13 protein-coding genes are annotated in these 12,532 nt (G+C 71.1%); 9 read left to right on the forward strand and 4 right to left on the reverse strand.

The window, feature by feature from the left end; genetic code table 11:
* On the reverse strand, positions 1–1,163 hold a 1,163-nt coding region (locus MTQ10_RS20430), incomplete at its 3' end, for a sensor histidine kinase (RefSeq protein ID WP_247470213.1).
* A 123-nt stretch (positions 1,164–1,286) separates the two neighbouring features.
* Here MTQ10_RS20430 and MTQ10_RS20435 point away from each other — a divergent pair.
* Positions 1,287–1,772: a cation:proton antiporter regulatory subunit gene (locus MTQ10_RS20435; protein WP_247470215.1), complete on the forward strand. Its 486-nt coding sequence runs from the start codon at positions 1,287–1,289 to the stop codon at positions 1,770–1,772.
* 7 nt (positions 1,773–1,779) lie between these two features.
* Positions 1,780–3,027 carry a cation:proton antiporter gene (locus MTQ10_RS20440; RefSeq protein ID WP_247470217.1) on the forward strand — a complete coding sequence of 416 codons (1,248 nt, stop codon included), beginning with the start codon at positions 1,780–1,782 and terminating at the stop codon, positions 3,025–3,027.
* A gap of 91 nt (positions 3,028–3,118) precedes the next feature.
* On the opposite strand, the gene MTQ10_RS20445 is transcribed toward MTQ10_RS20440, so the two are convergent.
* Entirely contained in the window at positions 3,119–3,586 is a 468-nt protein-coding gene (locus MTQ10_RS20445) for a MazG nucleotide pyrophosphohydrolase domain-containing protein (protein WP_247470223.1), read from the reverse strand.
* 88 nt (positions 3,587–3,674) lie between these two features.
* Between MTQ10_RS20445 and MTQ10_RS20450 the strand changes: the two genes are divergently transcribed.
* A complete protein-coding gene (locus tag MTQ10_RS20450) occupies positions 3,675–4,673 on the forward strand; it encodes a TAXI family TRAP transporter solute-binding subunit (RefSeq protein ID WP_247470225.1) in 999 nt (332 codons plus the stop codon).
* A gap of 28 nt (positions 4,674–4,701) precedes the next feature.
* Here MTQ10_RS20450 and MTQ10_RS20455 read toward each other — a convergent pair whose 3' ends face one another.
* Together MTQ10_RS20455 and MTQ10_RS20460 are read right to left on the reverse strand one after the other, a co-directional pair.
* On the reverse strand, positions 4,702–6,105 hold the full coding sequence (locus MTQ10_RS20455) for a sensor histidine kinase (protein ID WP_247470227.1): 1,404 nt from the start codon (positions 6,103–6,105) through the stop codon (positions 4,702–4,704).
* 10 nt (positions 6,106–6,115) lie between these two features.
* On the reverse strand, positions 6,116–6,802 hold the full coding sequence (locus MTQ10_RS20460; RefSeq protein WP_247470229.1) for a response regulator transcription factor: 687 nt from the start codon (positions 6,800–6,802) through the stop codon (positions 6,116–6,118).
* 285 nt (positions 6,803–7,087) lie between these two features.
* Here MTQ10_RS20460 and MTQ10_RS20465 point away from each other — a divergent pair, with 285 nt between their 5' ends.
* The 6 genes from MTQ10_RS20465 (at position 7,088) to MTQ10_RS31705 (ending at position 12,409) form a co-directional block, all read left to right on the forward strand.
* Positions 7,088–7,864, forward strand: a complete 777-nt coding sequence (locus MTQ10_RS20465; RefSeq protein ID WP_247470231.1) for an amino acid ABC transporter ATP-binding protein — start codon at positions 7,088–7,090, stop codon at positions 7,862–7,864.
* Between the two features lie 59 nt (positions 7,865–7,923).
* Positions 7,924–8,754: a glutamate ABC transporter substrate-binding protein gene (locus MTQ10_RS20470; protein WP_247470239.1), complete on the forward strand. Its 831-nt coding sequence runs from the start codon at positions 7,924–7,926 to the stop codon at positions 8,752–8,754.
* Between the two features lie 75 nt (positions 8,755–8,829).
* A complete protein-coding gene (locus tag MTQ10_RS20475) occupies positions 8,830–9,498 on the forward strand; it encodes an amino acid ABC transporter permease (RefSeq protein WP_247470240.1) in 669 nt (222 codons plus the stop codon).
* Complete coding sequence (locus MTQ10_RS20480; RefSeq protein WP_247470242.1) at positions 9,495–10,421, forward strand: amino acid ABC transporter permease; 927 nt, start codon at positions 9,495–9,497, stop codon at positions 10,419–10,421. The genes MTQ10_RS20475 and MTQ10_RS20480 overlap by 4 nt, the downstream gene beginning before the upstream one ends.
* A 211-nt stretch (positions 10,422–10,632) precedes the next feature.
* Positions 10,633–12,237 carry an FAD-dependent monooxygenase gene (locus tag MTQ10_RS20485; RefSeq protein ID WP_247470245.1) on the forward strand — a complete coding sequence of 535 codons (1,605 nt, stop codon included), beginning with the start codon at positions 10,633–10,635 and terminating at the stop codon, positions 12,235–12,237.
* 124 nt (positions 12,238–12,361) lie between these two features.
* Positions 12,362–12,409, forward strand: coding sequence for a hypothetical protein (locus MTQ10_RS31705; protein ID WP_309506048.1), 48 nt, complete (start codon positions 12,362–12,364; stop codon positions 12,407–12,409).
* The last annotated feature ends 123 nt before the right edge of the window (positions 12,410–12,532 follow it).

Genomic DNA, 12,532 nt, shown 5'->3' on the forward strand with positions numbered 1-12,532 from the left:
GCTCCGGCCGCCGGCGCCAGGCCGCCGGCCCCCGGCGAGACGGCGGGAGCCTTCGAGCCGCACCCCCCGTCGGGCGCCCGTCGCACCTCATCACCCCGCCTCGGAGCCACCGATCCCACCCGCCGCCCAGGAATCCGCAGTCGTACGTCCGTGCCGCCGCCCGGTGCCGGTGCGACGGTGAAGTCGGCGCCGACCAGCAGTGCGCGCTCCCGCATCCCGCTGATGCCGCCGCCCTCCGGAGCCTCGCCGAGGCCTGTGCCGTCGTCCCGGACGAGCAGTTCGACGGTGCCGCCGGCGTCGGCGGGCAGGGCGATACGGGCCCGGGCGGCACCGGCGTGGCGGGCGGTGTTGGTGAGGGCCTCCTGCGCGACGCGGTAGAGGACGAGTTCGGTGTCGGCGGGCAGCGGCGGCAGCGCCGGGGCGAGGTCCGTGCGGACGGCGAGGCCGGGGCCGGTGAACTCGGCCGCCAGTGCCCGCAGCGCGCTGGGCAGGCCCAGTTCCTCGAGGACTCCGGGGCGCAGCCGGCGCGCGATCCTGCGGATCTCGTCGAGTCCGGCGCGGGTGGCCTCCTGCACCTGGGTGACGTCGTCGCGCAGGTCGGCGGGGGCGTGGTCGGCGACGCGTTTGAGCTGGAGCAGGACGGCGGTGAGGGTCTGGCCGACCTCGTCGTGCAGTTCCCGGGCGACGCGGCGGCGCTCGTGCTCCTGAGCCCGCAGGGCGCGGGCGGCGCCGGCGGCGCGTTCGGCGGCGAGCCGGTCGAGCATCGCGTTGTACGTGGTGATCAGCCGGGCCGTCTCGGCGGGTCCGGCGACCTCGGCGCGGGCGCCCGGACGCAGCAGGTCGGCGCTGTCCATGGCCTCGCCCAGCCGGTGCAGCGGGGCGAGGCCGTACCGCAGCACGATCGCGTTGGCGGCGACCAGCGCGGCGAGTCCGGCGACCACGACGAACGCCTCCCCGGGCAGTACGGGCGTCGACACGGTGACCGGCCCGAGGAGCAGCGCGCAGGCGACGACGAGGCCGGCGGTGTTGAGGGAAAAGATGCGCCAGAACAGCGAGACGTTCCTGCGCTCCGGCCGTCTGTTCCGCCTGTTCCGTGCGCGCAGGCGTGCCGCGCGTAGTCTCGCCGCGTCGGGCAGGCCTCGTCCATCCGTGCTGACACCCATATCGTCACCGTACGCGCGAGTGGCAGGATGGCTGGTCGGACAGGTCGGGAACGATCTATCGAGGTTCGTCCGGGAGAACCGGACGGGCACAGCACAGGGCCCGTGACAAGGAGACAGAGAAACGTGTCAGCACCACGACTGCGGTCGACGCCGCTGCCGGGCATCGGGGTCCAGTACGACCTCGTGACGCGCGAGCAGCGCCGGTTGTCCGTGGTGGCCCACCGGGACGGCACCCGCACGCTGGGCGTGTACCGGGCCGACGACCCGGACTCGTGCGCGCACTCGCTGCGTCTGACCGGGCCGGAGGCGAACGCGCTGATCGACGCGTTGCGCCCGGCGCACCACAGCCCGAACCTGCTGCACACCACCGACCTGGGTCTGGTCGCGGAGCGGATCGAGGTCGCGGCGACGTCCCGCTGGAACGGGCGGCTGCTCGGCGAGACCCGGATGCGCACGGAGACCGGCGCGTCGATCGTGGCCGTGCTGCGGCGGGCGGAGGCCATCCCGTCGCCGGCGCCGGACTTCCGTCTCGCGGGCGGCGACACTCTGATCGTGATCGGCACCCGTGAGGGTGTGGACGCGGCGGCCGAGATCCTCGGGCGGGAGTGACCGGTTCGTGCACTCCGCAGTACTGCTCATCGAGTTCGGTTCCATCATCCTCGCGCTGGGTCTGCTCGGCCGGGCCGCGGCCCGGATCCAGCTGTCGCCGATTCCGCTGTACCTGCTGGCCGGGCTGGCGTTCGGCGAGGGCGGGCTGCTGCCGCTCGGCGCGAGCGAGGAGTTCGTCGCGACCGGCGCCGAGATCGGCGTCATCCTGCTGCTGCTCATGCTGGGCCTGGAGTACACGGCCAGCGACCTCGTCTCCAATCTGAAGGCGCACTATCCGTCGGGCCTGGTGGACTGTGCGCTGAACGCCCTGCCGGGTGCGGCGGCGGCGCTGCTGCTGGGCTGGGGTCCGGTGGCGGCGGTCGTGCTGGCCGGCGTCACCTGGATCTCGTCGTCCGGTGTCATCGCCAAGGTGCTCGGCGATCTCGGCCGGGTCGGCAACCGTGAGACACCGGTCATCCTCAGCGTGCTGGTCCTGGAGGACCTGGCGATGGCGGTGTATCTGCCGATCATCACCGCGCTGGTGGCGGGTGTGGGCCTGGCCGCCGGCAGTGTGACGCTGGCCGTCGCGCTCGGCGCGGCCGGTCTGGTGCTGTTCGTCGCTGTGCGCTACGGCCGGGTGATCTCGCGGTTCGTCTCCAGCGACGACCCGGAGAAGCTGCTGCTGGTGGTGCTGGGTCTGACGATCCTGGTGGCCGGTGTGGCGCAGCAGCTACAGGTGTCGGCGGCCGTCGGTGCCTTCCTCGTCGGCATCGCCCTGTCCGGTGAGGTCGCGGAGGGTGCGCACACGCTGCTGAGCCCGCTGCGGGACCTGTTCGCGGCGGTCTTCTTCGTCTTCTTCGGCCTGCACACCGATCCGGCGAGCATCCCGCCGGTGCTGCTGCCCGCGCTGGCGCTCGCCGTGGTGACGGCGGCGACGAAGATCGCCACCGGTTACTGGGCCGCCCGGCGGGCAGGGCTGTCGGTGAAGGCCCGCTGGCGTGCGGGCGGTGCGCTCGTGGCGCGCGGCGAGTTCTCCATCGTCATCGCCGGGCTCGCCGTGTCGGCCGGTGTCGAGCGGTCCCTCGGTCCTCTGGCCACGGCGTACGTGCTCATCCTGGTCGTCCTCGGCCCGCTGACCGCGCGCTGGACGGAGCCGCTGGCGATGCGTGTCACGCAGCGGTTCCGGAAGCCGGGTGACGGGGCGGAGGGCAAGGGCTCGCTCACGCCGGGCGCGGGCACGGAGCGGGAGCCGGTGCCGGACTCGTCGTCGTCCTGACCCGACCCGCAGTGACGTTTCACCCAGGGCGCCCCCGGCAGGGGGCGCCCTGTTCTGTCGGCGACGGTCAGGGCAGCCGTGAGACCGGCCGTCAGGCCGCCCCGCCCCCCGGCGTCCACCCCTGCCGGCGCAGCACCGCCGCCACGTCGGGCGCCTCGTAGTGCTCCCCCTTGAGGACCTTGCCGTCGGCCCGGCGGGCGACCTGGCCGTCCGGGCCGAGCTTGGTCATGTTGGAGCGGTGGATCTCCGCGATCACCGCGTCGAGGTCGATGCCGTGCACGAGGGCGGTGCCGTACGCCACGTACACCACGTCGGCCAGCTCGTGCGCGAGCTTGTCGAGCGGCCCGGTCACGGACACCTCTGCCACCTCCCCGGCCTCCTCGGCGAGCAGCTCCCCGCGATGCGCGGCCAGCTCCGCCGGCACCTCGGCCGGCGTGTCCCGGACGTCGAGGCCGAAGGCGCGGTGGAACTCACGGACGAGCCCGGCGGGGGACGGAACCGCCGGGGACGCGGCCTCGGCGGGGGCGGGGACGGTGGAGGTCGGGTGCTGGGAAGTCATGCGCCCGACTGTAACGGCCGTCACTGACAGCGCCGTCCCCGCCGCCTCCCCTGGTCAGTGGGGCCCCGCGCCTGGCAGGATCGCCCGCGTGCCCCGGATCCTGAGCCGTCTCGCCCGCCGCCGCGCCACCACGGTCGCGGGGGCCGGTGTCGTCGTGCTCGGGCTGCTCCTGTGGTGGCTGCTGCCCCTGGGGGACACCCCGCCGAAGGGGACGATCACCTTCAGTACGGGCACGCCGAGCGGGGTCTACCAGGTGTACGGCGAGATGCTGCGCGCGGAGTTCCGCAAGGACATGCCGGATCTGAAGGTGCGGCTCATCACCAGTGACGGTTCGCAGGAGAACGTGGCCCGGGTGGCGCGGGGCGAGGCCGACTTCACGATCGCGGCGGCCGACGCCGTGGAGACGTACGAGCTGAACGGCGGCCCGGGCGCCGAGCACCTGCGCGGGGTGGCCCGGCTGTACGACGACTATGTGCAGCTCGTCGTGGCCCGCGACTCCGACATCCGCTCGGTCGCGGATCTGCGGGGCAAGCGGGTGGCCATAGGGCCGCCGGAGTCCGGGGTGCGGCTCATCGCCGAGCGGGTGCTGAAGGCCGCGGGCATCGACTCGGGGCGGGACATCGCGCCGCAGAGCGACGGCATCGGCGATGCGCCGGAACGTCTGAAGCGGGGCGCGATCGACGCGTTCTTCTGGTCGGGGGGTCTGCCCACGGACGGCGTACGGCAGCTCGCGGACGGCTTTCCGATCCGGTTCCTGCCCATCCAGGCCGAGCTGGTGGCCAAGCTGCACCGCGGGGGCGAGGCGACGCGCTACTACCGGGCGGCCAGCATGCCGGAGTCGGCCTACCCGACGGTGCAGAACGGAGCGCCCGTGCCCACCATGGCCGTCTCCAATCTGCTCATCACGCGCGCGGACGTGGACCCGACGCTGACCGAGTGGCTGACCCGTACGGTGATCAAGAGCCGTGACGGCATCGGCGCGCACGTCCACTCGGCGCAGCTGGTCGACCTGCGGACAGCGATCTACACCGACCCGCTCCAGCTGCACGAGGGCGCCCGGAACTACTACCGCTCCGTCAAGCCCTGACGCACTCCTCGGCGCCTGCGGGCAGTCCTCAGGCCCCTGGACCCGTCCTCGGCACCCGCACCGTCACCTTCAGCCCGTGCGGCTCGTGATGGTCGTACGAGATGGAGCCCCCGCCCGCGGCGAGCAGGGTGCGGGAGATGGACAGGCCGAGGCCGGACCCCTTGATGTTCTGGTGCCGTCCGCTGCGCCAGAAGCGGTCGCCGATGCGGGCCAGCTCCTCGTCGGACAGGCCGGGCCCATGGTCGGCGACGACGACGCTGGTGGTGTCGCCGTCCGCGGCCACGGACACCGTGACGCACTCCCCTTCGGGCGTGAACTTGACCGCGTTGTCGATCACCGCGTCCAGCGCGGAGGACAGGGTGACCGGGTCGGCCCAGCCGGTGACCGGCGGGCAGTCCCCGGTCAGCCGGACGCCCTTGGCCTCGGCGACCGGCGCCCACGCGGCGACCCGCTCGGCGGCCAGCGCGCCGATGTCGGTGACGGTCAGGTCGGCCTCGGCGTGCTCGGCGAGGGCCAGGTCGAGCAGATCGTCCAGGACCTGGGCGAGGCGGCGGCCCTCGGCCTGCACCGAGGCGATCTCCTCGTTGCCCTCCGGCAGCTCCAGCGCGAGCAGTTCGATACGCAGCAGCAGCGCCGAGAGCGGGTTGCGCAGCTGGTGGGAGGCGTCGGCGACGAAGGCGCGCTGCTGCTCCAGCACGTCCTCGACGTTGTCGGCCATCTCGTTGAACGACTTGGCGAGCCGTCTGAGTTCCGGCGGCCCGCTCGCCACCGCGACACGTGACTTCAGCCGGCCGGTGGCGATGTCGTGGGTGGTGGCGTCGAGGATGCGCACAGGGCGCAGCACCCAGCCTGTGAGCCGGAGGGCGGCGCCGACGGCGAGCAGCATCGCCGCGAGCAGGCCGCCCCCGATGACGAGCCAGCCGCGCAGGATCCGGGAGCGCATCTGCCCGGTCGGCGAGTCGGTGACGACGACCGCGACGACGTCACCGTCACGGATGACGGGCGAGGCGACGACGAGCCGGCCCCGCTGCCAGGGCCACACCTGCCGCGGGTCGTGGCTGCGCCGGCTGAGCAGCGACTCGGCGAACGCGTCCCGCACCTCGCCCTCCGACGGCAGGAAGAAGCCGGCGGGGGCGTGCGCCATGGGCGTGTCGTTGCGGTAGAAGACGCCGGCGCGGATCCCGTACACCTCGTAATAGCTGGTCAGCTCGTTCCGGAGGGTCTCCAGGCGTTCGTCGCGCGGGTCGGGGTCCTCGCCGGGGGTCTCGGTGACGTACTGGGCGAGCGCGGCGAAGCGGGCGGTGTCGTCGATACGGTCGATCACGACCTGCTGCTGTTCGGCCGCGGCACGGCTGATGGCGAGCGGAATGCCCAGGGCGAGCAGTACGGCCGCCATCAGCACGATGAGCAGCGGCAGCAGACGTGTGCGCAACCGGTCCCCGCTACGCGGCCGGGGCGACGAGGCGGTAGCCGACGCCGCGGACGGTCTCGATCAGCGCGGGCATGCGCAGCTTGGCGCGCAAGGAGGCGACGTGCACCTCCAGGGTGCGGCCGGTCCCTTCCCAGCTGGTGCGCCAGACCTCGCTGATGATCTGCTCACGGCGGAAGACGACGCCGGGGCGCTGGGCGAGCAGCGCGAGCAGGTCGAACTCCTTGCGGGTCAGCTGCACCACGGAGCCGTCGACGGTGACCTGGCGGGTGGGCAGCTCGATGTGGACGGGGCCGAGGCGCAGCGCGACCTCGGTGGAGCCGGTGGACTCCTCGTGCAGAGTGCGCCGGCTGACGGCGTGGATACGGGCGAGCAGTTCCCCGGTGTCGTACGGCTTGACGACGTAGTCGTCGGCGCCGAGGTTGAGGCCGTGGATGCGGGAGCGCACGTCGGAGCGGGCGGTCACCATGATCACGGGGGTGCTGGTGCGTTTGCGGATCTTGCCGCACACCTCGTAGCCGTCCTGGTCGGGCAGGCCGAGGTCGAGCAGGACGACGCCGAAGCCGTGGCCGTCGGGGACGAGCGCCTGGAGGGCCTCCTCGCCGTTGCGGGCGTGGGTGACGTCGAAACCGTGGCGGGTCAGGACGGCGGACAGGGCCGCGGCGACGTGGTTGTCGTCCTCGACGAGCAGCAGTCTCATCCCGTCCTCCTCCGGTTCACCGTCCGTACCTGACCCTTCTGTAGCCAAACGGGCACGCGCGCGTGCACGATGGCAGTCACGCTGATGGACGAGGACCCCGTCAAGAGGGTTCGGGCGGCGCGCGACTTTAGTTATCCGGCCGATATATCGGCCATGCGAAGTGCTACGACACGTGTCCGATTGCAACCGGATCGTGATGCTCAGATTCCCCTCAGATGTAATGACGCTGGTCGGGAAGGGTTACTACTGTCCCAGCGAAACCGAGGAGGACGGAGCCCCAGAGCGATGACCAAAGTATCGGTGGCCAAGGTGGACTCGGCGCCGACCGACGAGCTGGTCGTCCTGAAGAGCGTCAACAAGCACTTCGGCGCGTTGCACGTACTCCAGGACATCGACCTGACGATCGGGCGCGGCGAAGTGGTCGTGGTGATCGGGCCCTCCGGGTCCGGCAAGTCCACCCTGTGCCGCACCATCAACCGGCTGGAAACCATCGACTCGGGCACCATCACGATCGACGGCAAGCCGCTGCCCCAGGAAGGCAAGGAGCTGGCCCGGCTGCGTGCCGACGTCGGCATGGTCTTCCAGTCCTTCAACCTCTTCGCGCACAAGACCGTGCTCGAGAACGTGATGCTGGGCCAGGTCAAGGTCCGCAAGACCGACAAGAAGACGGCCGCGGAGAAGGCGCGCAGCCTGCTGGACCGGGTCGGTGTGGGCACCCAGGCCGACAAGTACCCCGCGCAGCTCTCCGGCGGTCAGCAGCAGCGTGTCGCGATCGCTCGGGCGCTGGCGATGGGCCCGAAGGTGATGCTCTTCGACGAGCCGACCTCGGCCCTCGACCCGGAGATGATCAACGAGGTGCTGGAGGTCATGCAGCAGCTCGCCCGGGAGGGCATGACCATGGTCGTGGTCACCCATGAGATGGGCTTCGCGCGTTCCGCGGCCAACCGGGTGGTGTTCATGGCCGACGGCCGGATCGTCGAGCAGGCCACGCCGGACCAGTTCTTCAGCAATCCGCGCAGCGACCGCGCCAAGGACTTCCTGTCGAAGATCCTCCACCACTGACCGCCCTCGCCTCCCCGACGAGGGGCCCGCATCTCTTCCTCACGCAAAGGATGTCCACCATGAAGCTCCGCAAGGTCACCGCCGCCTCGGCCGTCGCCCTCACCCTCGCCCTGACCGCCACCGCTTGCGGGGGCGACGACGGCGACTCGGGTTCCGGTGGCGGCAAGACCATCAAGATCGGCATCAAGTTCGACCAGCCGGGTCTGGGCCAGAAGACCCCGGACGGCTACACCGGCTTCGACGTGGACGTCGCGACGTACGTCGCGAAGAAGCTCGGCTACAACCCCGACCAGATCCAGTGGAAGGAGTCGAAGAGCGCCGACCGCGAGACCATGCTCCAGCGCGGCGACGTCGACTTCATCGCGGCCACGTACTCGATCACGCCGAAGCGCGAGGAGAAGGTCGACTTCGCCGGCCCGTACCTGCTCGCCCACCAGGACGTCCTGATCCGCGCCGACGACAACTCGATCAAGTCGCCGGCCGACCTGAACGACAAGAAGCTGTGTTCGGTGACGGGTTCCACCTCGGCGCAGAACGTGAAGGACAAGCTGGCGCCCAAGGCCAACCTGCAGAAGTACCCGACGTACTCGTCGTGCCTGAACGGCCTGCAGACCGGCGCCATCGACGCCCTGACCACCGACGACTCGATCCTCGCCGGTTACGCCGCGCAGGACCAGTTCAAGGGCAAGTTCAAGCTCGGTGGTTTCAAGATGACCAATGAGAACTACGGCATCGGCGTCAAGAAGGGCAGCGACCTCAAGGCCAAGATCAACAAGGCCCTCGAAGAGATGGTCGCCGACGGCTCCTGGGATGCGGCCGTGAAGAAGAACTTCGGCCCGGCCAACTACCAGAACGAGCCCGCGCCGAAGATCGGCGACATCAAGAGCTGAGGCAACGCCTGACGGGTGCGCCGCCGGACCGGGCGGCGCACCGGGGCATCCCTACACGCGGAAGCGCGGGAGATCGTGTTCGACTTTCTTGAGGGTTACGACCTGCTGGGGGCCTTCTGGGTGACGGTCAAGCTCACCCTGCTCTCCGCCGTCGGGTCTCTGATCTGGGGCACCGTCCTGGCAGCCATGCGGGTGGGGCCGGTGCCGTTGATGCGGGGCTTCGGTACGGCGTACGTGAACATCGTGCGCAACATCCCGCTGACCGTGATCATCCTGTTCGCGTCGCTGGGGCTGAACCAGACCCTGAACGTGACGCTGGGCGGCGGGGACGACTTCGACGTCATCAACTTCCGCCTCGCCGTGCTGGGCCTGATCGTCTACACGTCGGCCTTCGTCTGCGAGGCGATCCGCTCCGGTATCAACACGGTGCCGGTCGGGCAGGCCGAGGCCGCGCGCGCCATCGGCCTGAACTTCTTCCAGGTGCTGCGGCTGGTGGTACTGCCGCAGGCGTTCCGCTCGGTGATCGGCCCGCTGGCGAACGTGCTGATCGCACTGACGAAGAACACCACGGTGGCCGCCGCGATCGGTGTCGCCGAGGCGGCGACGCTGATGAAGGAGATGATCGAGAACGAGGCTCAGCTCATCCTGATCTCCGCGGTCTTCGCGTTCGGATTCGTGGTCCTGACGCTGCCCGTGGGTCTCGTCCTCGGCTGGGTCAGCAAGAAGGTGGCGGTGAAGCGATGAGTTCCGTTCTGTACGACGCCCAGGGGCCCCGTGCCAAACGACGGAACGTCCTGTTCACCGTCCTCTTCGCGATCGTCCTCGCAGCCGTGCTGTGGTGGGTCTACCAGAACCTGGACGAAAAGGGCCAGCTGGCGTGGGACAAGTGGAAGATGTTCTTCACCGGCACCGAGGCCTGGACGACCTACATCCTGCCCGGCCTGAAGAACACGGTGATCGCGGCTGCCCTGGCCATGGTCATCGCGCTGCCGCTCGGCGCGGTCCTCGGTATCGCCCGCCTCTCCGACCACGCGTGGGTGCGCGGACCGGTCACCGTGGTCGTGGAGTTCTTCCGCGCCATTCCGGTGCTGATCCTGATGATCTTCGCCGTCGCCCTGTACTCCAAGTACACCGACATCAACTCCGACGACCGGCCGTTGTACGCGGTCGTGACCGGTCTGGTGCTCTACAACGCCTCCGTCCTCGCGGAGATCGTCCGCGCGGGCATCCTGTCCCTGCCCAAGGGGCAGACCGAGGCGGCGCAGGCGATCGGCCTGCGCAAGACGCAGACCATGACGTCGGTCCTGCTGCCGCAGGCGGTCACCGCGATGCTGCCGGCCATCGTCAGCCAGCTCGTCGTCATCGTGAAGGACACCGCCCTCGGCGGCGCCGTCCTCACCTTCCCGGACCTGCTGTCCTCGGCGAACACGATGAGCAGCTACTACGGCGCCAACACCATCGCCAGCTTCACCGTCGTCGCCGTCATCTACATCGTCATCAACTTCTCGCTCACGTCGTTCGCGAGCTGGCTGGAGCGGCGGATGCGCCGCAGCAAGCGCAGCACCGGTGCGGTACTCGGCGTGGACAAGGTGGCCGATCTCAACGCGGCCGAGGTCGGTGACAGCTTCGGTGCCGAAGCGGGCGGTGGCAGAACGAGTGACAGCTGAGCGGTCCGGCAGCACACCGGTCACAACCGGGCGGTGACGGACCGTCACCCGGCTCGACCAGTGAGGGCAGTGGCATGATCGCCACTGCCCTCCGTCACTTGACGCAAGCACCGGCAATGGGTTGCATACGTTCTGTGACCGTGCACCCTGCTCCCACCTTTTGTTCACCCATGTCTCTCAGGGCACCGCTGCGGGCAGGGGGCGTCGCGCCGTGGACCCGGTGATCATCGTCGGGGCGGGGCCCGTCGGGCTCACGCTCGCGCTGGCGCTGGCCCGTCAGGAGGTGCCGGCCGTGCTCCTCGACGAGGGCCCCGGCAAGGACGAGCCCCGTCTCGCCCGCACCGTCGTGCTGCACGAGGACACCACCGCCCTGCTGGAACGTCTCACCGGGGTGCCGCTCGAGAAGGCCGGTGCGCGTTGGGCCGGATGGCGGTCGATGCGGCGCAGGCAGGTGACACGCACGATCACGTTCGACGACGACACGAACCCCGGCCCGCTGCACATCGCTCAGCACGTCGTCACGGGCGTGCTGCGCGCCGCGCTGGCCCGTGAACCGCTGGTCAAGATCGCCGTCGACAGCCGTCTGGACACCGTCGAGCAGGAACCCTCCGGTGTCACCGCCCACACCCGCGGCGCCAGGAGCACCTGGTGGCGCGGCAGTTATCTGGTCGGCTGCGACGGCCCCCGCTCCACCGTGCGCAAACTGGCCGACATCCGCTTCCCCGGCCGCACGGCGGTGGAACGGCACGCGGTCGCTGCGCTGCGCACCGAACTGCCGTGGCCCGGCGAGGCGTTGCTGCACCGGATGCCGCCGTGGCGGCCGTCCGGCCCGTTCGCCGGGGAGATCACCGCGCGTCCGCTGCCCGAGGGGGTGTGGCGGCTGGACTGGCTGCTGCCGCCCGGCAAGGACCTGGTGACGCCGGAACTGCTGGTGACCCGCATCCGCGAGACCCTGGCCGGCTGGGGCGACGGGACCACACCGGCGTACGAACTCCTCGACACCGGCGTCCACACCGTCCATCACCGGCTGGCCCGCCGCTGGCGTGCCGGGCGGGTGTTCCTCGCCGGGGACGCGGCGCATCTGCTGGGCACGCTCGGCACGCAGGGCCTGGACGAGGGGCTGCGGGACGCCGACAACCTCGCCTGGAAGCTGGCCCGGGTCTGGCATCACGGCCCGCACGACGCGCTCCTCGACAGCTACCAGGCCGAGCGGCGCGCCGCCGTCGCCGCCCGGCTGCGCGCGGCCGACCAGGTGCTGCCGCTGCTGCGCGGCGGCGGGGGGCTGCGCTCCCTGGTGCCCGGTTCGGCGCGCGGCCATGACGCCCTGCTCGCCGACGGCCATCTGGGCCGCGGGGCGCTCGGCGAGCCGGGCACCTGTGCGACGTCACCGCTCGCGCCCCGGCATCTGGAGGCCGAGGTGCCGGTGGACACGCCCGCCGGTGCGCAGGTGACCGATGTGCGGGTCACCGCGGAGGACGGCTCCTTCGTACGGCTGCGTGACCGGCTCGGGCGGGGGGCGCTGCTCGTCGTGCTGATCGCGCCGGGCACGGGTGTGTGGGAGCGCAAGCACTGGGCGACGGCCGGGGTCATGCCGCGGCTGGCCGCCGCGGTGGCCGCGCTGCCGCACCCGGCGGAGCTGCTGGTCGCGGAGGAGTACCCGGGCGCGGCACCGCACACCGTTCTGCTCGTCCGGCCCGACGGCCATCTGGTGGCGGCGCTCGCCGGGGTGCGCCCGGCAGACCTGTACGCCGCCGCGGAGGCCGCGCTGGGCGGGCCGACGCGGGCGGAGGCGTCGGCGGAGACGAGCGCCGTCTGACGTCCCCACCGGCTCACCGTCACTGTGCGTCCACATAGTGACGGTGAGTTGACCGTCCGTCCCGGGCCGTGCTGTACTCCCGAGCGTGACCGACACCTGTGTGCGCCTGTGGCGGAGGGTCCATATGGACCTCGTCCGCTATGCGGGCTGCGTGTGTCGCCCGTCCTGCTGATCTCGCACCCCTTCCTTTTCTCGCGCGCGGCGCCCTGTGGGCTGTGCCGTCACGCGTTCGCGACCTCATCAGGACGGTGTCCCGTGTCTGTCTCCTCCCCTGCCCCCTCCGCCCCTTCCGTCT

Source organism: Streptomyces sp. XM83C (genome assembly GCF_023072675.1).
GTDB classification, from domain to species: domain Bacteria; phylum Actinomycetota; class Actinomycetes; order Streptomycetales; family Streptomycetaceae; genus Streptomyces; species Streptomyces thermocoprophilus.

Coding starts and splice junctions, on each gene's coding strand:
- MTQ10_RS20445 (WP_247470223.1), bottom strand. CDS start 3,586: ATGACTTCCCAGCACCCGACCTCCACCGTCCCCGCCCCCGCCGAGGCC.
- MTQ10_RS20460 (WP_247470229.1), bottom strand. CDS start 6,802: ATGAGACTGCTGCTCGTCGAGGACGACAACCACGTCGCCGCGGCCCTG.
- MTQ10_RS20465 (WP_247470231.1), top strand. CDS start 7,088: ATGACCAAAGTATCGGTGGCCAAGGTGGACTCGGCGCCGACCGACGAG.
- MTQ10_RS20470 (WP_247470239.1), top strand. CDS start 7,924: ATGAAGCTCCGCAAGGTCACCGCCGCCTCGGCCGTCGCCCTCACCCTC.
- MTQ10_RS20480 (WP_247470242.1), top strand. CDS start 9,495: ATGAGTTCCGTTCTGTACGACGCCCAGGGGCCCCGTGCCAAACGACGG.